Annotated in this window: 25 protein-coding genes; 22 read left to right on the top strand and 3 right to left on the bottom strand. The window is 57.4% G+C overall.

Translation table 11 applies throughout. The features are described from left to right. Window positions 1–23 precede the first annotated feature (23 nt). From tssK to BLU71_RS27695, 10 genes are all read left to right on the top strand, one after another. Window positions 24–1,370, top strand: a complete 1,347-nt coding sequence (gene tssK, locus BLU71_RS06870) for a type VI secretion system baseplate subunit TssK (protein ID WP_083352638.1) — start codon at window positions 24–26, stop codon at window positions 1,368–1,370. A 31-nt stretch (window positions 1,371–1,401) separates the two neighbouring features. Continuing rightward, complete coding sequence (gene icmH / locus BLU71_RS06865) at window positions 1,402–2,169, top strand: type IVB secretion system protein IcmH/DotU (RefSeq protein WP_419198352.1); 768 nt, start codon at window positions 1,402–1,404, stop codon at window positions 2,167–2,169. A gap of 102 nt (window positions 2,170–2,271) precedes the next feature. Next, on the top strand, window positions 2,272–2,793 hold the full coding sequence (locus BLU71_RS06860) for an Hcp family type VI secretion system effector (RefSeq protein ID WP_083352636.1): 522 nt from the start codon (window positions 2,272–2,274) through the stop codon (window positions 2,791–2,793). A gap of 73 nt (window positions 2,794–2,866) precedes the next feature. After that, complete coding sequence (locus BLU71_RS06855) at window positions 2,867–3,124, top strand: PAAR domain-containing protein (protein WP_083352635.1); 258 nt, start codon at window positions 2,867–2,869, stop codon at window positions 3,122–3,124. 157 nt (window positions 3,125–3,281) lie between these two features. Continuing rightward, window positions 3,282–4,423 (top strand): IS3 family transposase gene (locus BLU71_RS06850; RefSeq protein ID WP_371919907.1). Its coding sequence is split into 2 segments (ribosomal slippage): window positions 3,282–3,543 and window positions 3,543–4,423, totalling 1,143 coding nucleotides; the frame shifts between segments, so codons are not numbered across the junction. A 49-nt stretch (window positions 4,424–4,472) separates the two neighbouring features. Continuing rightward, window positions 4,473–6,536 carry a type VI secretion system Vgr family protein gene (locus BLU71_RS06845; RefSeq protein WP_231982481.1) on the top strand — a complete coding sequence of 688 codons (2,064 nt, stop codon included), beginning with the start codon at window positions 4,473–4,475 and terminating at the stop codon, window positions 6,534–6,536. After that, window positions 6,533–7,420 (top strand): DUF4123 domain-containing protein, encoded by an 888-nt coding sequence (locus BLU71_RS06840; protein WP_083352633.1) that lies wholly within the window; start codon window positions 6,533–6,535, stop codon window positions 7,418–7,420. The genes BLU71_RS06845 and BLU71_RS06840 overlap by 4 nt, the downstream gene beginning before the upstream one ends. After that, entirely contained in the window at window positions 7,417–9,960 is a 2,544-nt protein-coding gene (locus BLU71_RS06835; protein WP_083352632.1) for a T6SS effector BTH_I2691 family protein, read from the top strand. The genes BLU71_RS06840 and BLU71_RS06835 overlap by 4 nt, the downstream gene beginning before the upstream one ends. After that, window positions 9,960–10,949 (top strand): DUF6708 domain-containing protein, encoded by a 990-nt coding sequence (locus BLU71_RS06830; protein ID WP_083352631.1) that lies wholly within the window; start codon window positions 9,960–9,962, stop codon window positions 10,947–10,949. The genes BLU71_RS06835 and BLU71_RS06830 overlap by 1 nt, the downstream gene beginning before the upstream one ends. Window positions 10,950–11,192: 243 nt before the next feature. Continuing rightward, entirely contained in the window at window positions 11,193–11,873 is a 681-nt protein-coding gene (locus BLU71_RS27695) for a DUF6708 domain-containing protein (RefSeq protein WP_231982476.1), read from the top strand. Here the strand turns inward: BLU71_RS27695 and BLU71_RS06820 are convergent. Beyond that, window positions 11,812–12,953 (bottom strand): IS3 family transposase gene (locus BLU71_RS06820; protein ID WP_408980746.1). Its coding sequence is split into 2 segments (ribosomal slippage): window positions 11,812–12,692 and window positions 12,692–12,953, totalling 1,143 coding nucleotides; the frame shifts between segments, so codons are not numbered across the junction. The two genes, BLU71_RS27695 and BLU71_RS06820, sit on opposite strands and share 62 nt — an antisense overlap. 205 nt (window positions 12,954–13,158) lie before the next feature. On the opposite strand from BLU71_RS06820, the gene BLU71_RS27975 reads away from it, so the two are divergent. Further along, window positions 13,159–13,962 (top strand): DUF6708 domain-containing protein, encoded by an 804-nt coding sequence (locus BLU71_RS27975; protein WP_331717127.1) that lies wholly within the window; start codon window positions 13,159–13,161, stop codon window positions 13,960–13,962. Between the two features lie 92 nt (window positions 13,963–14,054). Here BLU71_RS27975 and BLU71_RS06810 read toward each other — a convergent pair whose 3' ends face one another. Next, window positions 14,055–15,215 carry a radical SAM/SPASM domain-containing protein gene (locus tag BLU71_RS06810; protein WP_083352629.1) on the bottom strand — a complete coding sequence of 387 codons (1,161 nt, stop codon included), beginning with the start codon at window positions 15,213–15,215 and terminating at the stop codon, window positions 14,055–14,057. 124 nt (window positions 15,216–15,339) lie between these two features. After that, entirely contained in the window at window positions 15,340–16,233 is an 894-nt protein-coding gene (locus BLU71_RS06805) for a LysR family transcriptional regulator (RefSeq protein ID WP_083352628.1), read from the bottom strand. 113 nt (window positions 16,234–16,346) lie between these two features. Between BLU71_RS06805 and BLU71_RS06800 the strand changes: the two genes are divergently transcribed. The 11 genes from BLU71_RS06800 (at window position 16,347) to BLU71_RS06750 (ending at window position 23,773) form a co-directional block, all read left to right on the top strand. Beyond that, on the top strand, window positions 16,347–16,745 hold the full coding sequence (locus BLU71_RS06800) for a RidA family protein (RefSeq protein WP_042606828.1): 399 nt from the start codon (window positions 16,347–16,349) through the stop codon (window positions 16,743–16,745). A 157-nt stretch (window positions 16,746–16,902) separates the two neighbouring features. Next, window positions 16,903–17,766 carry a putative selenate ABC transporter substrate-binding protein gene (locus BLU71_RS06795; protein ID WP_064362788.1) on the top strand — a complete coding sequence of 288 codons (864 nt, stop codon included), beginning with the start codon at window positions 16,903–16,905 and terminating at the stop codon, window positions 17,764–17,766. Further along, window positions 17,763–18,560, top strand: coding sequence for a phosphonate ABC transporter ATP-binding protein (locus tag BLU71_RS06790; RefSeq protein WP_065616235.1), 798 nt, complete (start codon window positions 17,763–17,765; stop codon window positions 18,558–18,560). Before BLU71_RS06795 ends, BLU71_RS06790 begins: the two co-directional genes overlap by 4 nt. Beyond that, the gene (locus BLU71_RS06785) at window positions 18,554–19,381 is read left to right on the top strand and encodes a PhnE/PtxC family ABC transporter permease (protein WP_083352627.1); all 828 of its coding nucleotides are present in this window, start codon (window positions 18,554–18,556) and stop codon (window positions 19,379–19,381) included. The genes BLU71_RS06790 and BLU71_RS06785 overlap by 7 nt, the downstream gene beginning before the upstream one ends. Next, a complete protein-coding gene (gene phnE / locus BLU71_RS06780; protein ID WP_083352626.1) occupies window positions 19,378–20,145 on the top strand; it encodes a phosphonate ABC transporter, permease protein PhnE in 768 nt (255 codons plus the stop codon). The genes BLU71_RS06785 and phnE overlap by 4 nt, the downstream gene beginning before the upstream one ends. A gap of 178 nt (window positions 20,146–20,323) precedes the next feature. Then, window positions 20,324–22,003 carry an MFS transporter gene (locus BLU71_RS06775; RefSeq protein ID WP_083352625.1) on the top strand — a complete coding sequence of 560 codons (1,680 nt, stop codon included), beginning with the start codon at window positions 20,324–20,326 and terminating at the stop codon, window positions 22,001–22,003. A gap of 108 nt (window positions 22,004–22,111) precedes the next feature. Next, window positions 22,112–22,330, top strand: coding sequence for a hypothetical protein (locus tag BLU71_RS06770; RefSeq protein WP_042606898.1), 219 nt, complete (start codon window positions 22,112–22,114; stop codon window positions 22,328–22,330). 229 nt (window positions 22,331–22,559) lie between these two features. Beyond that, window positions 22,560–22,754 (top strand): stability determinant, encoded by a 195-nt coding sequence (locus BLU71_RS06765; protein WP_083352624.1) that lies wholly within the window; start codon window positions 22,560–22,562, stop codon window positions 22,752–22,754. 165 nt (window positions 22,755–22,919) lie between these two features. Continuing rightward, a complete protein-coding gene (locus BLU71_RS28100) occupies window positions 22,920–23,027 on the top strand; it encodes a type II toxin-antitoxin system RelE/ParE family toxin (protein WP_083352623.1) in 108 nt (35 codons plus the stop codon). Between the two features lie 292 nt (window positions 23,028–23,319). After that, window positions 23,320–23,514: a stability determinant gene (locus tag BLU71_RS06755; RefSeq protein ID WP_083352622.1), complete on the top strand. Its 195-nt coding sequence runs from the start codon at window positions 23,320–23,322 to the stop codon at window positions 23,512–23,514. Then, window positions 23,495–23,773: a type II toxin-antitoxin system RelE/ParE family toxin gene (locus BLU71_RS06750; protein WP_331717131.1), complete on the top strand. Its 279-nt coding sequence runs from the start codon at window positions 23,495–23,497 to the stop codon at window positions 23,771–23,773. Before BLU71_RS06755 ends, BLU71_RS06750 begins: the two co-directional genes overlap by 20 nt. Window positions 23,774–23,779: the final 6 nt, after the last annotated feature.

Genomic DNA, 23,779 nt, shown 5'->3' with positions numbered 1-23,779 from the left:
GCTATCGCCCAGAGTAATTACCGATGAGTTCACGTAACCCCGTCATCTGGCATGAGGGTCTTTTCGTCAAGCCCCAGCACTTCCAGCAACAGGCCCGCGCCGCTGAAGCCGCCGTGCACCAGCGCCTGCACAGTCTCAACGATGCGCTTTATGGCTTCAGCGAACTGACGCTCAACACCGAGTACTTGAGCTTCGGCAAGGTCGCGATTAACCAGGCGTGTGGAATCATGCCCGATGGCAGCGTCTTCGACATTCCCCACGACCTGGCACCGCCCTCCCCGCTGGAGATCGCTGACAGTAGCGCGGTCGGCCAGATTGTCTATCTGGCCCTGCCGCTGCGCTCCAACGGCGCTGTTGAAATACGCTGGCCCGATCAGTACGGCAACAGTCGCTATATCGCCCTGCGCGAGGAAATTCGCGACACCCACAGCCATGACGGCGATCAGGTCGGCATGGACCTGGCCGTACCCAACTTGCAACTGATGCTCGAACGCAGCGACCGCAGTGCCTTCACCGGCATTGCTATCGGCAGAATCAAAGACAAGCGGCCGGACGGCAGTCTGGTGATGGACGAACACTTCTATCCCACCAGCCTGTCACTGCAAGCCGTGCCGGCGTTGCACCGCTACCTGGGCGAAGTGGCCGGATTGATGCGTGAGCGCGCCAAAAACCTCGCCCTGCGCATCGGTTCGCCAGGACAGTCGGGCGTCGCGGATGTCACCGACTTCAACCTGCTGCAGACGCTCAACCGCTTGTTCCCGTTGTTCCAGCACCTGGCCCGCCAGCGTCAGGTCCACCCGGAGCGGCTGTACATCGCGCTGGCTCAGGCGTGCGGTGAACTGGTGACCTTCACCGATGAAGGCCACCTGCCCCAGGAGTATCCGGCCTATCAGCACGAAAACCTGCGCGAGTCGTTCCAGATACTCGAGCACACCTTGCGACGCGCCTTGGGCACGGTGCTGCAACCGCGCGCTGTGTCGTTGCCGATCATTGAGCAGCAGTACGGCGTGCGCAGCGCCGCCTTGAACGACAAACGCCTGCTGGAAAACGCCGAATTCATCCTCGCCGTGCGCGCCGAACTGCCAGCGGAAACCCTGCGTCAGCAACTGCCGCGGCAGATCAAGATCAGCTCCACCGAAGGCCTGGAGCAACTGGTCAGCCTGCAACTGCCGGGCATCCCACTGCGGCCGCTGCCGGTGGCGCCACGACACCTGCCCTTCCATGCCGGCTTCAGCTACTTCGAACTCGACCGCCATCACCCCGCCTGGCAAAGCCTGAGCAGCGGCAGCGGGTTCGGTTTCCATATTGCCGGCGAATTCCCGGAGCTGGAGTTGCAGTTCTGGGCGATCAGGAGTGAGAGAGATGAATAAGTCCGCAGCCGATACACGGCTCGATGAGGAAATGTCCGGCGCCATCCACAGCGACAGCGAAACCATTACTGTCAGGCGTCAGACGTGCTTGCCAGACCCGGAGTTCGACCTGCGCGGCCTGGCCTGGAACCCGCTGTGCGATGCTGCCATGCCGCTGATAGGCCTGGTCATCCGTCTACGCCGTCTGGACCAGCACGACGACGTACCTGAGTTGTACATGAGCGTCAGCAACCAGATCACCACGATCATGGAAGAAGTCCGTCAACTGGACTACGACGCCGGCATGCTCAAGGCCTACTCCTACAGCCTGTGCCTGTTGATTGACGAAGTGGTCATGCGCACCTCTTGGGGCAAGTCGTCCAGCTGGAGCGCACGCTCATTGCTCAGCCAGTTTCATGAAGAAACCTGGGGCGGCGAAAAAATCTTCACCGTCATGAACAACATGATCCCCGAAGCCGCCCGCTATCAGCATGTGCTGGAGTTCATGTACCTGTGCCTGATTGCCGGTCTGAAGGGCAAATACGGCGCCCACGCCAGGGGCGATGACGAAATACAGAAGATCATCAGCCAGCTGCACGGCCTGCTGCGCCCCCTGCGCGGCGAGACGCCCAAGCGCCTGACCGATCCGCTGAAAAACGTCGCGCCACGCAACTACCGGATCAAGCGGACGTGGCCGTTGTGGACGCCTTGGGCCATGGCCGCCGTCGTGCTGACGGTCGCCTACACGATCTACACGATCCGTCTGAATGCCATCACTGAGGAAGTGCTGGTGTCCCTGGAACGGATTCTCAACCTGTAACCGATTTTCAGCGTGCTCATCCCGAGCGCTGCGAAGCCATGGCCTCTTTGGCCAAAAACCACGACCTCAGAGTCGTTAAATCATCGCGACAAGGAGCATGTCATGCCAACACCCGCGTACATCACCATCCACGGCAAAAACCAGGGGCATATCACCAAGGGCGCTTTCACCGCGGACTCGGTGGGCAACGTTTATGTGGAAGGTCACGAGGACGAAATCCTGGCGCAGGAAATCGACCACCAGATCGCCGCGCCCACCGATCCGCAAAGCGGTCAACCCAGCGGCCAGCGAATGCACAAACCGCTGACCTTCACCAGCGCGCTGAACAAAGCCTCGCCGCTGCTTTACCAGGCTCTGGCCACCGGCGAAATGCTGCCAACCGTCGAGGTCAAGTGGTTCCGCACTTGCTCTGAAGGCAAACAGCAACACTTCTTCACCACCAAGCTCGAAGACGCCACGGTCGTCGAAATCCACACCGTATTGCCAAATGCACAAGACGCCGCAAACAAGAACTACACCCAACAGATCAAGACCAGCCTGTCGTACCGCAAGGTCAGCTGGAGTCATGTGGTAGCCGGCACCGAAGCCTCGGATGACTGGCGTAAACCGGCTGCGGCGGGTTAAACGCGCCCATTCCGCCGCTGCGGTTCGCGCAGCGGCAGAACCTTCGCTGATTCAACGTGATTAAGGAGGCTCCATGCCTGCCGTTGTCTTGGTCGGTCACGACCATGATTGCCCGTTGTGTGGCCCCACCACCGTCGACAGCGGTACGAGCAACATGAACGTCAACGGTCGCGCCGTTGCGCGTGTTGGCGACACTCTCGGATGCGGTGCCGTGATCACCAGCGGCTCGCCCTCGATGATCGTGGACGGGCAACCGGTAGCCCGCGTCGGCGACACCACCGACCACGACGGCGAACTGGAGAACGGTGAGCCCGGTTGGCTCATCGACTGATATTTTCACCTGCGACAGGGAGGCCCCATGCCCCGCCAAAGCGACCTGCGTTTCACCTTCACCCCCCTGCAAGGCGATCCCTTCGACGTGTGATCTGGCTTAATGATTCTGGACACCCCTAAAGGGCGGTAATCTACGCCCATAGACGAGGTGTGATTTGACCAGACGATATTTTTCGACAGATTTCAAACGGGATGCGGCTTGCCTGGTTTTGGATAAAGACTACTCGGTGAGTGAAGCCTGCGAAGCAATGGGCGTGGGCCCTACAGCTCTGCGTCGCTGGGTTGAGCAACTGCGTGCGGAGCGCAGCGGCAAGACGCCTGAGAAGTCCAAGGCCATGACCGTTGACCAACAACGCATCCAGGAACTGGAAGCAACAATTCGACGGATTGAGCGCGAGAAGGAAATTTTAAAAAAGGCTACAGCTCTCTTGATGTCGGATTCCCTCGATCGGTAAGGCTGGTCGAGGAGTTAAGCGAGCAATATTCAAGATCCGAGTTGTGCGTTGTATTTGGAATCAACCGCAGCAGTTATTACGAGCGTCTGAAACAGCGGGCGAAAGTAGATGACGGGCGCAATCGCCTAAAGATCAAAGCTGCTGAATTACATGAGCAAAGTCGCGGCTCAATGGGCGCGCGCAGCCTGTCAAAGGCCCTATGTAACGAAAAAGAGTCGGTGGGTCGTTACATGGCTCGTAGCCTGATGCGCGAGCTCGGGTTGAAGAGTCAGCAACGGCGCAGGCATCGATACAAACCCAGCGGTGCGGAGGCGCAATACGCCCCCAATCATTTGGAGCGTAAATTCAATGTCGAGGTCCCCAATCGAGTGTGGTGTGGCGACGTGACTTACATTTGGGCCGGTACTTACTGGGTTTATCTGGCTGCTGTACTTGATCTGCATGCCCGGCGTATCGTCGGCTGGGCGATGTCCAGAAGCCCGGATTCAGCTCTGACCTGTCGAGCGTTAAAGATGGCTTTCGAGTCGCGAGGACGCCCTGAAAACCTAATGTTCCATTCGGATCAGGGCTGTCATTACAGCAGTAAAGTATTTCGTGAAATGCTGGCGGACATGCGCATAAAACAAAGCATGAGTCGACGAGGAAACTGCTGGGATAACGCCCCGATGGAGCGTTTCTTTGGCAGTTTGAAATCTGAATGGATACCCAAGGCTGGCTACCGAAACGAAGATGAGGCTAGTACCGATGTGTTGCGCTACCTGACCCATTATTACAATCGGATCAGGCTGCACAGTCACAACGGATATCGGACTCCGGTAGCAATGGAAGCCTTGGCAGCATGAGAAATGACCTAAACCCTATAACCGTGTCCAGTATCGTTTGACCAGAACAGTGGTCTCGTTCACCCTCGAAGAAGGGCTGTCCCAGCCATTCCAGCTCACCCTGGAACTGGCCAGCCACAACGCCGCCATCGACTTCAATCGCGTGCTCGACCTGGCGGGGCTGTTCACCATCTGGCGCGGCGAAACCGCGGTGCGCTACGTCCATGGCCTGGTCAGCCTGTTCACCCAGGGCGACACCGGTTTTCGTCGCACCCGCTACAGCGCTGTGGTGGAGCCGACCTTGTCGCGTTTCGATCTACGCTCCAACTGGCGCATCTTCCAGGGCCAGACCGTGCCCGACATCATCAGCAGCGTGCTCGCCGAGCAGAAGCTGACCGACATCCGCCGCGAAATCTGCTTTGACCACCAACCCCGCGAATACTGCGTGCAGGCCGGCGAAACCGACCTCGACTTCATCGCCCGCCTCGCTGCCGAAGAAGGCCTGCTCTACACCTTCGAACACCGCGCCGACGGCCACACCCTGGTCCTCACCGACCGCGTCGGCGGCCTCGGCACCATCGGCACCCATAAAGACTGCCCGGTGCTCTACCAGCCAATGGCCGGCGGCGATTCCATCGAACCGGCCCTGACCCGCTTCCACTACACCGAACAAGTGCGCACCGCACGCCAGGTGCAGCGCGACTACACCTTCACCCACCCGCGCTACAACCAGCAGCACACCGCGGCCGGTGATCAGGACCTGAACAACCAGCACAAGGACTACGAACGCTACGACTATCCCGGGCGCTACAAGCGCGACATCGCCGGCAAGCCCTTTACCAAGACACGCCTGACCGCCCTGCGCAACGACGCCAAACTCGCGCATCTCAAAGGCGACGATGCACGCCTGCAACCGGGATTGGCGTTCGACCTCAACGATCACCCCCGTGAGGATTTCAACGACCGCTGGCGCACCATCGGCGTTCAGCATCAAGGCAGACAACACAGCAGCCTGGAGGAAGAAGCGTTCGGCAGCGACCATGGAACGTCTTATGAAATGAGCGCCAGCGCCATCCACTGGATGGCCGACTGGAAAGCCCCGCTTCGTGACAAACCCTGCATCGACGGCCCACAGATCGCCACCGTGGTCGGCCCGCCGGGCGAAGAGATCTTTTGCGATGAATGGGGCCGGGTCAAGGTGCAGTTCCCGTGGGACCGTTCGGATAAAAACAACGACCAGAGCTCATGCTGGATTCGTGTGGCGCAAGGCTGGGCCGGGGCGACCTGGGGCGCCATGGCGATACCGCGAGTCGGACAGGAACTGATCATCAGCTATCTCGACGGCGACCCGGATCAACCGATTGCCACCGGGCGTGCATATCGGCAAACCAACTTGCCCCCGTATGAACTGCCGAAACACAAAACCCGCATGACCATCAAAAGCCGCACTCATAAGGGGGCAGGTTTCAATGAGCTGCGGTTTGAAGATGAGCTGGGGCAGCAGGAGGTGTTTATTCATGCGGAGAGGGACAAGAACGTTCATGTCAAGCATGACAACACGACATTTGTGGGTAATGACCGTAGTGAGAAAGTCGGGCATGACGAGCGGATAGAGGTGGGCCACAACCGCGAGGAACAGGTCGGCAATGACGAACGGATAAGCATTCGTCAGGACCAATATCACAGTGTGGGTCGAGATCGAATGCAGAGCTTCGGACGTGACCACCGGATCATCATTGGCAAAGACAGGATCGAAACCATAGGCAACGATCGCCATGACACGATAGCAGTCAATCATCGTATGGATATCGGTGGGAATGCCGAACAGCTCGTACAGGGTTTTCAGAATGTTTCTGTAGGAAAAGGTATAGGTACCAAAACTACAGCCTACCAATTACAAACAAGCGACAGCCTCGTTCTACAAGGCCCGGGCGGGAGCATTACCCTGGATGCCAACGGCATCACCTTCAGCGCAATTGCCATCTATCTGAAGGGCCCGGTACAACAAATCGCTAATGGCACAGGACATTCTTTAGCTCTCAATGGTGTTCCTGCGAATGGTGAACCGATCTGTATAGGTTGCTGGCTCAAAGCTGCTCGTGAGCACAAAGCTCTCGTGAAGGTGGACGCATGATCCCTTACGAGCTTCTTACGGCTTTGACAAATGAACTCTACGGGCATGACGACTCCAGCCCCCGCTACCTTGTCGCCTTGATTGATATGGCGACATTGCCTGAGGAGACACAGCAAAAACTAATAGAGAACTTGGGAGATCTGCTGGTCCCACTTCTCCTCGCCCCCGGTCTGGAGAAACTCAAGCCTTTGGGGCCTCATCTGGCGGTGTCATACGAGGCCACACACAAGGGAAACAGCGCCTTACTAGACAGGCTTTCGCCTTATGGCAGCAATGAAATCGTTGCATGGATTACTAGTACTTTGAGCCCTGATGCCCTGGTTCAACATTTGACTCAGGCCACATTTGTCGACACCGAAAACGGTGAGCGTCACTTGCTTCGTTACTACGACAGCTTGGTCACGCCCAAACTGGTGCGTCATGCACCAAAACCGTGGAGAGACTGGTTGCTCGCCCCTATTGTCTCCTGGTGGCATCGGGGAGCCACCTCACAATACGAGCAATGGCACCGCGTTCGCGGACAAGCCCAGCCAAGCCCTGCGCAGCCCTCTCCGGAGTTAGTGATAAATACAGAGTTATGGCATGCGCTGGCAAGCGACCCTCTTCCTCATCGCCTACTAGACACGCTCGAAAAAACATCACCAGGCCTCTTCAGTACCCCATGCCATGGAGTACGCCTAGCGCTCATTGAGTCGCTGCTGAACAAAGCGAAAAGCTTGGGATTGATTGACCATCACAACCTGATCGACTTCGTAGTCCTCAACCTTCAAAACACCTCTGACCAACTGGAAAACAGCGCTAACTGGCATGTGGCGGTGCAGCTTAGCGCCAAAGGCAAAGGACGCCTGAGTCAGCTGTACCTCCAAGGAGATAAACGACCATGACGGACATAACCGATCTATTGAGCTTCATTTCCCGACAGACCAACAGCACTGAGGGCAACAGCCCTTGTGTCAGTTGTAAAAGAACCGTATCCGTAATACCCCTGCGCTATGCGGTGGTGGGAAAAAGCCAGGCAGAAGCGGCCCAGACGCCTGCCTCCATACCTGCGAGCTTTTCCAAAGTCGCGTTTCTCCCTTCGCTTACCGCCGCACGCTACGTCGTACGCGCTCTGCGCGATGGCTATCTCTACGTGTTCATTGACCGTACCGAAACGGGCTGGGTATGCGAGGGCGCCTATCAAACGTTTAGCAGCGGCCTTTGCAAAGCGTTATGGCCTTCCCCTCCCTCTGATGGCCTCGCCATTAGCAACGTTCCGGATTTTGGTGATCGGGTTATTCAGCTCAGCGAACCGGAGGACATCAATGAAGCTCGATTGCTGTTTACGCCAGATCCCTTGACACCCCGTATGCTCGCCCAAGTCCGTGAGCAAAAACGCCTACGGGACACGCTACGCAAGGTGGACGTCCGGCAACTGATCCAAAGCTGCAGCAATACCGAGCACATCATCGAAGCCCCAACCCTCGAAAGCACCGTGGCAGACATAGTCGCGAAGACGTCAGATTTGTTGAGCGCCAATCTGGCGAATCAGTTGTTTGCGCCGCCGACGGGTTTCGTACCCTTAATGGGTGTGGTAACGCGCCTTGAGGCAACAGCAACCCAAGCGCAGGGTTTTGCCGTGATTCTAGACGATCCGATCGGTATCACTCAGGAGCTGAATGCCTGGCGCAACCAGAGCGTTGAGTCTCTTGAAACGTTTATGTGCAAAACCGATGACGAGGGCATCGATAACAAACGAAAACACACGATCGGCTTTGCAATTAAAAACCTCAAGCTCACCCTGGCCGAACAAGCTGAACAACGCTACGTCAATCACGCTAACTCTCTCGGTGTGAGGTATACCGATCGGGAATATGCAAATAGCAACTTCCATATGGTCACCGCGTCAAGCGGGAGTTACCGCAGCTTTCGCAACCCGGCTGATCAAGAGCGCCACCAGCTGCAGGATATTCAGAAAGCCCGAAGAGACAGCTGGGAAAAGGACTATGCGTCTTCGGTAGATGAGGTTCGACTGCAAGCCTTCATGGCAGAGTTTCAAGCCGCCGCAAAACTGGCAGACGAGATCAAGGACAGGCGAGCGGAAGATCACCTGCTCTGGCTCCAAAGCTCAGCCTTGCAAGAGGCATATTCTTATTACGATAAACGGGACGCTGCCAATGGTTTGCTCTTTGAAGCACAAACGGGCGTATCCATTGCCGGTATGAACAGCACGGAAAAGGGCGACTCCCTAATCGAATCATGGAGCGACGCCGACAGCGTTACTCCAGGGAATTGGTTTTGGCGCGGACTTGCTCAAAACCAAACCGGGGCCATCGAGATAATCAACCTCATGCTCACCCAGCGCTCGCAACTGTCAACAATGGATAGCAGCCAGTTGCAAGGTCTGATAAAGCCCTTAGTGGATATTTTCGACAAATCCAATGCATTAGTCAGTGAAGCCGGTCGCAATACGTCTCGCACGCCTATCAAGGTCAGCGGAGCTGTTCTAATGATCAACACGTTCGGCACACGGATACTGCAGAGCGAAGCGGCTTCAATGTTGGACCGTCCAACGAACTACGCGTTGGCTCTGGTATTCAAGGCGCGGTTAGGAAAGCTGGGAGAACAACTGCATTTTGAAAGCAGAGGCACACCCCTCAGTCACGGGGTGAAAGCGAAAATAGGCTTGGCTGCCAGTAATAGTTTTGGCGACGCACTCGCCCCAGGATCAGCCGGCCCCATGCTGGAAGTTCGCTTGGGAACAACCCTGGCTATGCTGGAGGTCTGGAACTTGAAGCTGAAGGCAGAAAAAGCCAACAAGGGAACCCAAGAGTACTTGGAACTGACGGCTGCGATGCTTGCCGTGTCTGCCGCTTTGCTTGAATTGGGGGCAGTCGCAGTAGGGTTCGCCGAACGTAGTCATAACATCGCACTTCGTCAGGCCGGGCGGTTGATGAGTAGTGAGTTAAAGTTGATGGCCGGAATGTTGGCTGGTGGAGCAGCGATCGCCGGAGCGCTATTCGATATTAGTAGTGCTGATGAAGCTCAAAAACAGGGGGAATATTCCTTGGCAGGGGTATACGTTCTTCGCGCTACAGCTCAAGCCGGAGCCGCACTTTTCTCGACAGCCCTCGGATTGGCAGCGGCGGCACCCTACTTGGAAAAACTAATACACCAGCACGGAAAAAACCGCTTTCTGGTACTTATGCAAGGTAAGTCTCAACAGGCCGCACTGAAAATGGCGTTCATGTTGCGCTGGTGCATTCGAATCAACATCGTTATTTTTGCGGCATCTGTCGCGTTGGAAATGCTAGCTCCAAACCAACTTCAAAACTATCTCCGCCATAGTACCTTTCGAAAAAAACGGAGCGCCCTGAACAAAACACCAAAAACTGAAGAAGCAGAGCTCAATAACCTTAACAAGGCTGTAGAGGCAACTCTTTAATGTATTACTTTGAATGGCTCATATACGACGGCCGTGCAACGGTTGATTACAACACACTGGCAAGACAGGCTGATGCACAAAAACAAAAAAATGAAAAATTGCCACCCATTCGTATAGATCAAAAAGTTTCCACAAAAATCACAAGCAACGACTCGCTCTATTCTTACAGCTCAACATACATAGACATTCGCACTCCAAATGATGAGAAGCGAGGACTCATTACTTTAATGATCGGAGGATGTGGCGCAATATTATTTTGGCTGTTAGGCATGACACTCCATCATGCTATCAGAGACATTTTGGCAGGATATAAAGGTGACCAAATCCCTCTGATTGCGTTTGACTACATCTTACTGGGAGGCATTCCGCTCATACCCTTAACGGCTCTTTATTTCTACGTAAAATACGCATTTCGCTACTTGCGACTTGAGGTTTTCACCGCCCGTCGCCTTATCGTCCGTTTCAACCGCATCACCCGAAAAATCTATCTGCTTCGCCCCAATCATCTTGGAGGGATTGTGGCATTGGACTGGGACACCGCCGAGGTCTGCATTGATCCAAAAATGTCTGAGTTGAATGGCACCGGCGGGTTTGTCGTGCTGGGATGGGACAAGGAGAGTAATTCTGTCCGTGATGTCCATGGCAACCTCAAGGACGACTTCGAAATCACATTTGTGGGCAAACCAACTCGTAATGCATCTGAGTTGCTGGCGTTCTGGGAGTATATCCGACGCTATATGGAGGATGGCCCGGAGGCCGCACCCAAGCCCGAGAAGCTCATTGGTAAATTTCCTTGGCCTTGGCGGTCATTCATGACCGTATGGCGACTGGACAGCGACTTTGTAAAAGCCCCCAAATTGTGGATCTTCGTAGTCATCTACACATTTCTATTACCGTTGATAGTTGTTCACGCCTGTGCGCATTGGGTGTCGCTATTGCTGTGTTACGAGCCCAAGTTTCCTAGAAACATTGAAGAAGCAGGTAAATAAGCATGGTTATTTGCGCCTACACCGAACTGGAATTACCCCGATGATATTCACAGCTCCGATACTCGAGCCACCAGCGCCTGGCTGGAAACACGACTTGCCGGGGCCAAACGAATCGCCCTCCAACGAACCGTATCCACCCGTACTATCGAATCCGCCCAATCATGTTGACGATGTATATCTTGAGTTGCCAAGTGGGACCTTCCGAATTAGGGGTGTTGCCGTTTGGGGGGCTATGACTCTTTTTTGTTCTCTCTCATTCCTCCCTTCACTTGGATTACCCTCTTTATAACAACTGGAACTGTGCCTTCTTTTGCATTTAACTTCTTTGGCCTCATCGCGTTTATCGTGCCTCTATGGGTATGCGTATTCTTCTGGCGAATGGACGTAGACGCCCCCCGCGACGAACCCATCCGCTTCAACCGCGCCCGACGCAAAGTCTACGTCTACCGCTTCCATCACGACGGCCTCAGACCCTTCAGCCGCACCGCCTGGGGTGTGCGCGTCGACGTTTTTGACTGGGATGACCTGCGCGCCGAGGCCTGCAGCATCTACGGCCCCATGGGCAGTGGCGGTCTCATCGAAACCGTCACCCTCGCCGTGGTGAATCCTGGCACCCATCAGGTCATAGATCGCTTTCATTTCGCCCATGAAATTCAACAGGGCGAAATGTACTGGGCCATGGCCCAACTGTTCATGCAGCAAGGCCCGCAAGCCCTGCCCACCTTCCCCAGACCGCCGCGCGACTGGAACAACGAAGACGTGCGCTTCAACCTCGCCCGCCGCCTCGCTCCCAAAGTGCGGTGGCCTGCGGAATGTTCTGGTCAAACGATACTGGACACGGTTATAGGGTTTAGGTCATTTCTCATGCTGCCAAGGCTTCCATTGCTACCGGAGTCCGATATCCGTTGTGACTGTGCAGCCTGATCCGATTGTAATAATGGGTCAGGTAGCGCAACACATCGGTACTAGCCTCATCTTCGTTTCGGTAGCCAGCCTTGGGTATCCATTCAGATTTCAAACTGCCAAAGAAACGCTCCATCGGGGCGTTATCCCAGCAGTTTCCTCGTCGACTCATGCTTTGTTTTATGCGCATGTCCGCCAGCATTTCACGAAATACTTTACTGCTGTAATGACAGCCCTGATCCGAATGGAACATTAGGTTTTCAGGGCGTCCTCGCGACTCGAAAGCCATCTTTAACGCTCGACAGGTCAGAGCTGAATCCGGGCTTCTGGACATCGCCCAGCCGACGATACGCCGGGCATGCAGATCAAGTACAGCAGCCAGATAAACCCAGTAAGTACCGGCCCAAATGTAAGTCACGTCGCCACACCACACTCGATTGGGGATCTCGACATTGAATTTACGCTCCAAATGATTGGGGGCGTATTGCGCCTCCGCACCGCTGGGTTTGTAACGATGCCTGCGCCGTTGCTGACTCTTCAACCCGAGCTCGCGCATCAGGCTACGAGCCATGTAACGACCCACCGACTCTTTTTCGTTACATAGCGCCTTTGACAGGCTGCGCGCGCCCATTGAGCCGCGACTTTGCTCATGTAATTCAGCAGCTTTGATCTTTAGGCGATTGCGCCCGTCATCTACTTTCGCCCGCTGTTTCAGACGCTCGTAATAACTGCTGCGGTTGATTCCAAATACAACGCACAACTCGGATCTTGAATATTGCTCGCTTAACTCCTCGACCAGCCTTACCGATCGAGGGAATCCGACATCAAGAGAGCTGTAGCCTTTTTTAAAATTTCCTTCTCGCGCTCAATCCGTCGAATTGTTGCTTCCAGTTCCTGGATGCGTTGTTGGTCAACGGTCATGGCCTTGGACTTCTCAGGCGTCTTGCCGCTGCGCTCCGCACGCAGTTGCTCAACCCAGCGACGCAGAGCTGTAGGGCCCACGCCCATTGCTTCGCAGGCTTCACTCACCGAATAGTCTTTATCCAAAACCAGGCAAGCCGCATCCCGTTTGAAATCTGTCGAAAAATATCGTCTGGTCAAATCACACCTCGTCTATGGGCGTAGATTACCGCCCTTTAGGGGTGTCCAGAATCATTAAGCCAGATCAGAAATAGACCTGGAGTCACGCACCGCTCCCTGAATACGGACCCGCCGCGATAGGGCATATGCACCTTTGGCTACCTGCCGGCGCGTCTGCAAATTTAAAGCTGCAAGCAGCACTCACATAGAACCGGAACTGCTCATCATGCTATTTACAGCTCCTTTGCTCGACAAACCCGCGCTTGGCTGGAAACGCGATCTGCCAAAGCCGGATCAAACTCCTAGCAACCTCCCATATCCACCCGTAATGCCAAGTCCGCCGAATCATGCGGATGCCATTTACCTTGAACTGCACCGCTCGGCACTGAGAATACGGGGGCTAGGCGCCTGGTTGGCGATAGCTATTCTAGGTTTGTCCTTTCTCCTGCTTACAACTCCCCTAATCCTCCCTCCTGCACCATGGGAATCCGTTGATTGGGGCTTCATTCTAGTCTGCCTCGGTTTATCCATTGTCCTGTTTTGGTTCGGTATTCATGTCTGGCGAATGGACGTAGAAGCCCCCCGCGACGAACCCATCCGCTTCAACCGCCTGCGCCGCAAAGTCTACGTCTATCGCTTCCACCACGACGGGCTACGCCCATTCAGCCGAACTGCCTGGGGCGTGCGTGCCGAGGTTTACGACTGGGATGATCTGCGCGCCGAGGTGAGCAGCGTATATGGCCCCATGGGCACTGGCGGCCTGATCGAGTCGGTGAGCATCGCCGTGGTGAAACCCGGCACCTGTCAGGTGCTCGAGCGTTTCCATTTCGCCCACGGCACCATGCAAGGCGAAATGTACTGGGCCATGGCCCTATTGTTCATGCAGCAAGGCCCGCAAGCCCTGCCCACCTTCCCCAGACCACCGCGCGACTGGAACAACGAAGACGTGCGCTTCAATCTCGCCCGCCGGCTCGCCCCGAAAGTGCAATGGCCCGCCGACATTGACCTGCAATCGCGGACAGCTCCGTAATGGCGTTTTCGTTCCCCATGCTTACCCACGGGGAACGCAATCAAGGCTGCCGTTTGAAGGATTGGTGTATGAGCACCCACCCCAATGCCGCTTCAGATCACCGAAAACGCACCGGCACCGAGTCGTCCTTCCAGACGCCCACACAGCAGGTAGTGCTGGTAGCCACTGTTGAAAGCACCTTGGGACACCGCCACCCTTACATCGTCATTGAGTCGAAGATACTGGGCTTCATCGAAATTCTCGGCGCTGACTTCGCCGGCGCGCCCCAGTTGCTGGCTGTCCACCGCAAGCCCCTCGCTGGCAAGTCGTTCGAAGTCGAGAATGCGGTTTACCGCGTGCCGCTCCAGAACCCCCTGATTGGGGTATGTCGAGTAGATGTGCAGCCCTTTCGATGCGCAGCGGTCGCACATGTCGACGCAGTTTTTCTGCGTGGATTTGCGCCGTGTCAGTTCCTCGATCGGCATGTCGAGATATTTGCCAACCTGATATTCGGTCTGGTTGAAAATCGTGCAGCACAAGACTGTATTGCCGTTGCAGTCGATCACCAGCCAGTCATCTTTGAGTGTGCAAGCCTGCTTGGGGTAATGCTGCAGGACATTGATCAGATCATCGTAAGGCGGGAGCGCCAGACGTGTGAGTGTTTCGTGGTCAGTGGCTGAAACAGACGGATCGCGCTCGACAATCGCCAGCGCTTTCTCCAGCGGCATCATCACCGAATAACCAGTGGTGAACACAAAGCCGAGACGCTCACTGAACTCGCGCATCAGCGCCTCTTCTTCAATGTTGTCCAGGTAGCGGTGGTAATAAACATCTACTCGCGTCTTCAAGCCGAGGCGTTGCTTGATTTCATGCAGCGCAATCATGTTCTGCTTTACGACTTCGATATCACCGCCGACGTGGCCCTTTTGGTAAGTTTCCTGATGAAAGCCTGATAACGAAATCCGGAAATAACCTGGCTCGGCCAACAGCGCCTTTTCCATATTCTTCGCCAGGTTGAGGTTGGTGCTGATACCGCTCATCATGCCGGCGGCGTTGATGATCTCGATAAACTCGCCGATCTTCGGATGCACCAAAGGCTCGGTCCAGTTGTAGAGGAAGATCGTACGAACGCCCTCGGTTTTAGCCTTTTCAACGATCTGCCTGAACATGTCCAGCTGCATGGATTTCTTGAAATTGAGATTTTCCGAGTTGCCCATCGGGCACGAAGGGCAACTCAGATTGCAGGCGCCAACAATATCGATATACATGTTCATTGCAGGTGAAGCTCCTTGAAGGGAACGCCATGCATCTCATCATTGCATGGGTTTCGGTCGCCGCTTGTGTTGGTATTTTGACGGCTGTGCGACACCCGCAAGCAATAACTGCACCATCGGCACGCTACGCCATCAACTGCACCACCCAGTCGATAAAGACGCGCAACTTCACGCTCACATGCCGACTCGGCGGATAGGCCAGATAAAGCGGCATCGACTCAAGCTGCCAATCCGCAAACAACTGCACCAACTCGCCCCGTGCCACATGCGCATCAGACATATACGTCGGCAGCCACAGCACACCCATGCCGGCCAGCCCCGCCGCCAGATAGGCATTGCCATCATCCACCGCAAGCACATGCCGGCCCTTGATCTGCAGGCGCTCGGTGCCGTTGTGCAAGGTGTACGGAAGAGGTTTACCGGTGCGAGCCCAAAGAAACGCGACCACCCGATGATGGGAGTCTTCCAGTTCGCGCGGATGGTCGGGCGTACCTTCGCGGGCCAGATAAGCCGGTGCGGCAAACACGCCCAATGGCAGATCGGCGATCTTGCGCGCCATCAACGATTGATCGAGCAACTCACCACCGCGCACTACGCAATCGACGTTCTCATCGATGATGTCGACGATGCGGTCGCTGACGCCCATGTCGATCTGGATGTCCGGGTAGCGCGCGTGAAAATCCGGCAAGGCCGGCACCAGGATCAGCCGTGCGAACGGGCTCGGCACGTCGATGCGCAAGCGCCCGCGTGGCCGTGCGGCGGCGCCGGGCAGGCTGGTTTCGGCGTCGTCCATGTCGGCGAGCAGCTTGATCACCCGTTCGTAATACGCCGCACCATCTGCGGTGACGTTGACCTTGCGCGTGGTGCGGTTGAGCAGCTTGACCCGTAGCCGCGCCTCCAGTTGCTGCACCAGTTGCGTCACCGTGGTCTTGCTCATGTGCAGGGTTTCGGCAGCTTTGGTGAAACTGCCCGCCTCGACCACCCGGGCGAAGGCCTGCATCGCATCGAATCGGTCCATCCGCGCCCCTCGATTGTTTGGAATTTGCAAACAGTGAACGCCAAGCTTGCGCGTTTATCGCGGCTCTGCAAATACCTAAAGTCAGCCCATCACCCACTGATGGAGTCAGCACCATGTCCAAGCGCGATGTAGTTTTCCCACCCGCCCGCCACGCCCTGTACGAGCGTCACCGTTACTCGCCGGCGATTCGCTCCAACGGTTTCCTGTTTGTCTCAGGACAAGTCGGCAGTCGCGAGGACGGTTCGCCCGAAGCGGATCTGCGCGATCAGGTGCGCACGGCTTTCAACAACCTCAACGCGATCCTCGCTGCGGCCGGTTGCAGCTTCGATGATGCGGTGGATATCACCGTGTTCATGGTCGACCCGCACTCGACGTTCGAAACCATCTGGAGCGTGGTGCCGGAGTTCTGGGGCGAAGCGCCGTTTCCGACGGTGACGGCTGTCGGCGTGACCTGGCTCGCGGGTTTCGATTTCGAGATCAAGGTGATTGCCAAACTGCCGGAAGCGGCTTGACCGGTACAGCACACAAACAGACACAACGCGCCGGCAGGGAGGCTGGCCAATCTCCTCGCGAATGCGTATAACCTCGCCGTTTCGTCTACCCTGACGTGGCGCGCCGCTCTGTAGCGGCAGCCCTTCGAATGTTGACGCTTACGAAACGGAGAATTCTATGTTCAAGCGTACCCTCGCCCTCACCGCCGGCCTGGCCCTGTCCTTTTCTGCCCTGATGACGCAAGCCGCTGATGTCCTGCGCGTCAGCGCGATTCCCGACGAAGCGCCGACCGAACTGCTGCGCAAGTTCGAACCGCTGGGCGCCTATCTTGAACAGCAGTTGGGCATGAAGGTGCAGTTCGTCCCGGTCGCCGACTACCCGGCGGTGGTTGAAGCCCTGGCCACCGATCGCCTCGACATGGCCTGGCTCGGCGGTTTCACGTTCGTGCAGGCCCGCTTGAAGACCGACGCCACCACCCCAGTGATCCCGCTGGTGCAGCGTGAACAGGATGCGCAGTTCACCAGCAAATTCATCACCGCCGACCCGAACGTAAAAAGCCTCGCCGACCTCAAGGGCAAGACCTTCGCCTTCGGTTCGGTGTCGTCCACCTCGGGCAGCCTGATGCCGCGTTACTTCATGTTGAAGAACGACGGCATCAAACCTGAAGCCTATTTCAGTCGTGTCGCCTACTCCGGCGCGCATGACGCCACCGTTGCCTGGGTGCAGGCCGGCAAGGTCGATGCCGGTGTGTTGAACGCCAGCGTCTGGCAGAAACTGGTCGATGCCGGCAAGGTCGACACCACCAAGGTCAAGGTCTTCGCCACCACCCCGACCTACTTCGATTACAACTGGACCGTGCGCGGCACCCTCGACAAGGCGCTGGCAGCGAAGATCAAGAAAGCCTTCCTCGATCTGGACCCGGCCAATCCTGAGCAGAAGAAGATCCTTGATCTGCAAGCCGCCAGTCGCTTCATCGACACCAAGCCCGAGAACTACAAGGGCATCGAGGAAGCCGCCCGCGCCGCCGAACTGCTGAAATGACCCTACGCCTCACCAAGGGCGGCCTGCGCCATGCCAATGGCGTCGATGCCCTTCGCAACATCGACGTGCAGATTGGTGTCGGCGAACAGGTCGCGATCATCGGCCCGTCCGGCGCCGGCAAATCGAGCCTGCTCAATCTGTTGGCGACGGCGCTAAAGCCCAGCAGTGGCGACATCGAAGTGCTCGGCGAACGCGCCTGGCACTTGTCGGCGCGCCAGCGTCAGCGCCTGCGTGCGCGCATCGGCCTGGTGCATCAGGCGCCGCCGATTCCACCACGTCAGCGGGTGATCACGGCGGTGCTGGCCGGCAAGCTTGGCCAGTGGAGTCTGGGCAAAAGTCTGCTGAACCTGCTGCATCCGCTGGATGTCGCAGGCGCCCGCGCGGCGTTGGCGCGGCTGGATCTGGGCGACAAACTGTTCGCCCATTGCCAGCAGTTGTCCGGCGGGCAGTTGCAGCGCGTCGGCATTGCGCGAGTGCTGTATCAGGCGCCCGAAATATTGCTTGCCGACGAACCGGTGTCAGCGATGGACCCGGTGCTCGCCGGCCACACGTTGTCGATCCTGTCGCGCCACGCCCGTGAGCACAACGTCACGCTGGTGGCGAGCCTGCACGCGGTGGATCTGGCATTGGCGCACTTTCCACGGATCATCGGCTTGCGCGACGGGCAGATTCTGTTCGATTGCCCTTCTGATCAGGTCAGCCGCGACAAGCTCGATGCGCTGTACGCCAATGAACAACTGCAATCGCCAGCACCGGCGGTTGCGCCTTTGATTGTGCAGATTCCGCGATGCTGAAAGCTGACTCACGGGACCCGGCGGCGTGGCCGCGATTGTTGCTGACGCTACTGGCGCTGGCCCTGTTGTGGCCGGGCATTCAGCTCAGTGAGCTGGACCTGGGCGTGTTGTTTCAGGCCGATAGTCAGAACGAAATGGGCCGTTTCGTTTCGGCGTTCTGGCCGCCGGCGCACGATCAAGCGTTCCTGCAATTACTTTTCAAAGCGACCCTGCAAACCCTGGCAATTGCCACGGCGGGCATGGCTTTGGCGTTGCTGCTGGCGGTGCCGGCGAGCCTGATCGCCAGCCGCGCGCTGTCACTCTCGGCGGCGTCACGCGGTGGCGTGCCGAGCCTGCCCGGCCGCGTGCTGCGCTGGCCAATTCGTGGTTTGCTGATTTTCTTGCGCAGCGTGCCGGAAATCGTCTGGGCGCTGTTGTTCGTCCGTGCCGTCGGCCTTGGCCCGGCGGCGGGCGTGCTGGCCATCGCCATCACCTACAGCGGTATGCTCGGCAAGGTTTACGCGGAGATTTTCGAATCCACCGACCAGCGCCCGGCGCACGCGTTGTTGCAGGCCGGCAGCGGGCGATTGGCGGCGTTTGCTTACGGCACGTTGCCGAATGTCGCTGCCGAATTGCTCTCGTACACGGTGTATCGCTGGGAGTGCGCGATCCGTGCGTCAGTGGTGATGGGCTTTGTCGGTGCCGGTGGATTGGGGCAGCAGATCGACCTGTCGATTCGCATGTTTGCCGGCGGTGAAGTCGCCAGCATGTTGCTGACGTTCTTGCTGTTGGTGCTGTGCGCCGACCAACTCAGCCGCTTGCTGCGCTGGAGGCTGACATGAGGCGCGTGATCAATCTGCTGCTGATCGTCGCCATCGCGCTCTCGGTATTCGCATCTTTCGCTTATCTGGAACTGGACCTCGCCGAACTGGGCAGTGCCAACAGCCTCAAGCAGATGGGCAGTTATGTGCAGCGCTTTCTCAGCCCCGACTTAAGTGCCGGCTACCTGAAAGCCATCGCCCACGGTTCGCTGGAAACACTGGCCATGTCGGCCCTCGGCACCCTGCTTGCGGCACTGTTCGGCATCGTCCTGGCGCTGCCCGCCGCCGGGCGTTTTGGCTGGCCACTGCAAAGCGCGGCGCGTCTGCTGCTCAACGGTTTGCGCGCTATTCCAGAGCTGGTCTGGGCGGCGCTGATGGTGCTTGCCGCCGGTCTTGGACCGAACGCCGGCACTCTCGCCCTCGCCTTGCACACCACCGGCGTACTCGGCCGGCTATTCGCCGAAGCGCTGGAAAACACTCCACCGCAACCGGCCGAGGCGATTCGCTTGCAGGGCGGCAATCCGATTCTGGCGTTCTGCTACGGCACCCTGCCCAACCTCGCTCCGCAACTGCTCGCCTACTGCCTGTATCGCTGGGAAAACAACATCCGCATGGCCAGCGTGCTGGGTTTCGTCGGCGCTGGCGGCCTGGGCCAGATGCTCTATGTCAGCCTGAGCCTGTTCCAGGAAGCGCAGGCCAGTACGGTGATTCTGGCGATGCTGCTGCTGGTGTTTCTGGTCGACTGGCTGAGTGCCTGGAGCCGCCAGCGTTGGGTCAAAGCGTAGGCCCAGTGGATATTCGCCAAAAGCTGATTATGCTTCAGGAAACCTTGCAGCCCTGCGAGGCGGTCAGACTGTGCAAGCTTCACGCTAGAGCAACGGCGGCAGATGCCAACGGGCCAGAGTGCGACAGGCAGTAACGGGGGACTCCGGCCTACAACAATAAGCACGACGGAGAACACCCATGGCCACAATCGACACAGCATCCACCGGCACACCGCCCCGCAGCGGCGGCATCACCAGGGAGGAGCGCAAGGTCATCTTCGCTTCCTCGCTGGGCACGGTTTTCGAGTGGTACGACTTTTACCTCTACGGCTCACTGGCAGCGATCATCGCCAAGCACTTCTTCGCTGGCGTCAACGAAACCACTGCATTCATCTTTGCCCTGCTGGCGTTCGCCGCCGGGTTCGCGGTGCGGCCGTTCGGCGCCATCGTCTTCGGGCGACTCGGCGACATGATCGGGCGCAAGCACACATTCTTGATCACCATCGTGATCATGGGCGTGTCGACGGCAATCGTCGGCCTGCTGCCCGGCTATGCGACCATCGGCGTCGCCGCACCGGTGATTCTGATCACCCTGCGCTTGCTGCAAGGTCTGGCGCTGGGTGGTGAATACGGCGGCGCGGCGACCTACGTGGCCGAACACGCCCCACGTAATCGGCGCGGTTTTTTTACTTCGTGGATTCAAACCACCGCCACCCTCGGTCTGTTCATGTCGCTGCTGGTGATCCTCGCCTGCCGCACGGCGCTGGGCACCGAAGCGTTCGAGGCGTGGGGCTGGCGGATTCCGTTTCTGCTGTCGATCATCCTGCTGGCCGTGTCGGTGTACATCCGCCTGCAACTGAGCGAGTCGCCGGTCTTCCAGAAAATGAAGGACGAAGGCAAGGCCTCGAAAGCGCCGCTGACTGAATCCTTTGCGCGCTGGGACAACCTCAAAGTGGTGATCATGTCGCTGCTTGGCGGTACCGCCGGGCAAGCGGTGGTCTGGTATACCGGGCAGTTCTATGCGCTGTTCTTCTTGCTGCAAACCCTGAAGATCGACGCGCAGACCGCCAACCTGCTGATCGCCGGTTCGCTGTTGATCGGCACACCGTTCTTCGTGATCTTCGGCAGCCTGTCCGATCGCATCGGGCGCAAGCCGATCATCATGGCCGGATGCCTACTGGCGGCACTGACCTACTTTCCGATCTTTCATGCGCTGACCCAGTACGGCAACCCGGACGTGTTCGTCGCCCAGGAGAAAAATCCGGTCAAGGTGATCGCCAACCCTGATCAGTGTTCGTTCCAGTTCGATCCGGTCGGCAAGGCCAAATTCACCAGTTCCTGCGACCTGGCGAAAACCCTGCTGGCGAAACGCGCGATCCCGTACGAGAACGTCGCCGCCGAACCGAACACCGTCGCGCAGGTGCGCATCGGTGACCGCGTCGTCGAGAGCTTCGAAGGCAGCGCCCTCCCCGCCGCCGACTTCAAGGCCCGCAACGACGCCTTCACCGCCAACCTCGCCGCGGCGCTGAAAGACGCCGGTTACCCGGAAAAAGCCGACCCGGCGAAAATCAACTACCCGATGATGCTCCTCCTGCTGACCGTGCTGGTGATCTACGTGACCATGGTGTATGGCCCGATCGCCGCGTGGCTGGTCGAACTGTTCCCGACGCGCATCCGCTACACCTCGATGTCGCTGCCCTACCACATCGGCAACGGCTGGTTCGGTGGCTTCCTGCCGACCGTGGCGTTCGCCATGGTCGCGGCCACCGGCGATATCTACTACGGGCTGTGGTACCCGATCGTGATTGCAGTCGCGACGGCGATACTCGGCACGTTCTTCCTCCCGGAAACCAAGGACCGAGACATTCTCAAGGACTGAAAATCGCCGCTGTGCCCTCTCCTGCGGGAGAGGGCCGTGGCCCTGAAAAAATTCGAACGTCTGGCGCCGCGCTGTCTCCAATGTGAACACCCACAGGAGGCCAGCGCCATGAACCCCAACGACGACAAAACCCCCAACGCCCCGCCCACCGATGCCAGCGGCAAACCGGTGAACGTGGTCGAACGCGACCTGCAGGACCGCGACGGCAAAACCGAAGGCGTGGACAAGGTCATCACGCCTTCCTCCACTCGGGTCAAAGAACAGGAGGCCGAAGAATTGCAGCGTAAGGTCGACGAGATCGAGCGCAAGGTGGCGGACGGCAACTGAGTGCAGCGTGGCTGTGGCCGCTGCTTTGAGCGGCGGCTGTCAGTCCAATGACCGAAAGCTGATTTCCTACAGAATCGAACTACACCCCTGATCGACTTCACGTGCATCACAAGCGAAGCGTCTGACAGATTTGAATCGTCTGTTTGGAGATGATGAGTCCCTCGTCCTGCCAGTGACGACAACGAGCCACATCCCCTTAGACTGCTTCACATTGATCATGGAGGTCATGATGAGCGCTGAACTTTCACCTATCGTTTCAGACTTCGAAACCGAAGAAGAGGCTGCGGATTACGACCTTTGGTTTCGTGCGCAGGTCCAGGAAGCACTTGATGATCCGCATCCGGGCGTTCCCCATGCGGAAGCCATGGTGATGCTCGACCAGATGATTGAAAAAAACCGCAGGAAGCGCCGCGCTGCAGGTTAAATGGAGCTACAAGGCTATTCGTCAACTGGCTGACATCTTTGAGTACATCGACCAATACAATTCCGGTGCATCGGTTTCATTCCGACGCAAAGCGGGAGCCGCAGCGCAAAACTTTCTTCCATCCCCTACGGCTACCAATCCGGTCGGGTGCCTGGCACTCGCGAAATGGTGATCCATCCTAACTATCTTCTGGTTTATCGGGTGAACGGGGGTATCCAAATTCTGAGGGTACTTCACGCTCGACAAAAATATCCCCGAACCCATTCACTCTAAAAAAGGCGGCCAACCGGCCGCCCTCGGGGTAGGAGCCGAGAATCGAGCCGCCGAAGACAACATGAGGACATGGGTTGGCGCCGAGCCATATTTGGAAGCTGTCAGCCCGATCGCCAAAAACTGATTTCCTACAGAATCGAACTACACCCCTGATCGACTTCACGTGCATCACAAGCGAAGCGTCTGACAGATTTGCATCGTCTGTTTGGAGATGATGAGTCCCTCGTCCCGCCAGTGACGACAACGAGCCCACATCCCCTTAGACTGCTTCACATTGATCATGGAGGTCATGATGAGCGCTGAACTTTCACTTATCGTTTCAGACTTCGAAACCGAAGAAGCGGCTGCGAGCTATGACCGTTGGTATCGGGCCAAGGTACAAGCCGCACTTGATGATCCACGCCCGCCTGTTCCCCACGACGAGGCAATGGTGCTGCTAGGCCAGATGCTGGAAGAGAGGCGCAAGAATCGACGCGCTGCCGGTTAACTGGAGCAAACCGGCTCTTGGAGATCTGGCTGACATCATCGAATACGTTGAACAACGCAACACTGTCGCTTCAGTTGCACTGCACCAAAAGCTCAGCGCGGCAGCGCGAAGGCTTTCCTGGATTCCGCATGGTTTCCGCTCCGGCCGAATACCGGGCACTCGCGAAATGGTCATTAACTCGAATTATTTACTGGTCTATCGGGTGACAGACCAGATCAATATTCTGACCGTATTGCACGCCCGTAAAAAATATCCATAACCACTC

The organism is Pseudomonas moraviensis (assembly GCF_900105805.1).
In the GTDB taxonomy this organism is placed as follows: Bacteria; Pseudomonadota; Gammaproteobacteria; order Pseudomonadales; family Pseudomonadaceae; genus Aquipseudomonas; species Aquipseudomonas moraviensis_A.
Note: the sequence above shows the minus strand (reverse complement) of the source record. Positions and strands in the feature narration are given on the sequence as shown.

Bases quoted from the DNA above. Each gene is read 5' to 3' on its own strand.
- tssK (WP_083352638.1), top strand. From the start codon at position 24: ATGAGTTCACGTAACCCCGTCATCTGGCATGAGGGTCTTTTCGTCAAG.
- icmH (WP_419198352.1), top strand. From the start codon at position 1,402: ATGTCCGGCGCCATCCACAGCGACAGCGAAACCATTACTGTCAGGCGT.
- BLU71_RS06860 (WP_083352636.1), top strand. From the start codon at position 2,272: ATGCCAACACCCGCGTACATCACCATCCACGGCAAAAACCAGGGGCAT.
- BLU71_RS06855 (WP_083352635.1), top strand. From the start codon at position 2,867: ATGCCTGCCGTTGTCTTGGTCGGTCACGACCATGATTGCCCGTTGTGT.
- BLU71_RS06840 (WP_083352633.1), top strand. From the start codon at position 6,533: ATGATCCCTTACGAGCTTCTTACGGCTTTGACAAATGAACTCTACGGG.
- BLU71_RS06835 (WP_083352632.1), top strand. From the start codon at position 7,417: ATGACGGACATAACCGATCTATTGAGCTTCATTTCCCGACAGACCAAC.
- BLU71_RS06830 (WP_083352631.1), top strand. From the start codon at position 9,960: ATGTATTACTTTGAATGGCTCATATACGACGGCCGTGCAACGGTTGAT.
- BLU71_RS27975 (WP_331717127.1), top strand. From the start codon at position 13,159: ATGCTATTTACAGCTCCTTTGCTCGACAAACCCGCGCTTGGCTGGAAA.
- BLU71_RS06810 (WP_083352629.1), bottom strand. From the start codon at position 15,215: ATGAACATGTATATCGATATTGTTGGCGCCTGCAATCTGAGTTGCCCT.
- BLU71_RS06805 (WP_083352628.1), bottom strand. From the start codon at position 16,233: ATGGACCGATTCGATGCGATGCAGGCCTTCGCCCGGGTGGTCGAGGCG.
- BLU71_RS06800 (WP_042606828.1), top strand. From the start codon at position 16,347: ATGTCCAAGCGCGATGTAGTTTTCCCACCCGCCCGCCACGCCCTGTAC.
- BLU71_RS06795 (WP_064362788.1), top strand. From the start codon at position 16,903: ATGTTCAAGCGTACCCTCGCCCTCACCGCCGGCCTGGCCCTGTCCTTT.
- BLU71_RS06790 (WP_065616235.1), top strand. From the start codon at position 17,763: ATGACCCTACGCCTCACCAAGGGCGGCCTGCGCCATGCCAATGGCGTC.
- BLU71_RS06785 (WP_083352627.1), top strand. From the start codon at position 18,554: ATGCTGAAAGCTGACTCACGGGACCCGGCGGCGTGGCCGCGATTGTTG.
- phnE (WP_083352626.1), top strand. From the start codon at position 19,378: ATGAGGCGCGTGATCAATCTGCTGCTGATCGTCGCCATCGCGCTCTCG.
- BLU71_RS06775 (WP_083352625.1), top strand. From the start codon at position 20,324: ATGGCCACAATCGACACAGCATCCACCGGCACACCGCCCCGCAGCGGC.
- BLU71_RS06770 (WP_042606898.1), top strand. From the start codon at position 22,112: ATGAACCCCAACGACGACAAAACCCCCAACGCCCCGCCCACCGATGCC.
- BLU71_RS06765 (WP_083352624.1), top strand. From the start codon at position 22,560: ATGAGCGCTGAACTTTCACCTATCGTTTCAGACTTCGAAACCGAAGAA.
- BLU71_RS28100 (WP_083352623.1), top strand. From the start codon at position 22,920: ATGGTGATCCATCCTAACTATCTTCTGGTTTATCGGGTGAACGGGGGT.
- BLU71_RS06755 (WP_083352622.1), top strand. From the start codon at position 23,320: ATGAGCGCTGAACTTTCACTTATCGTTTCAGACTTCGAAACCGAAGAA.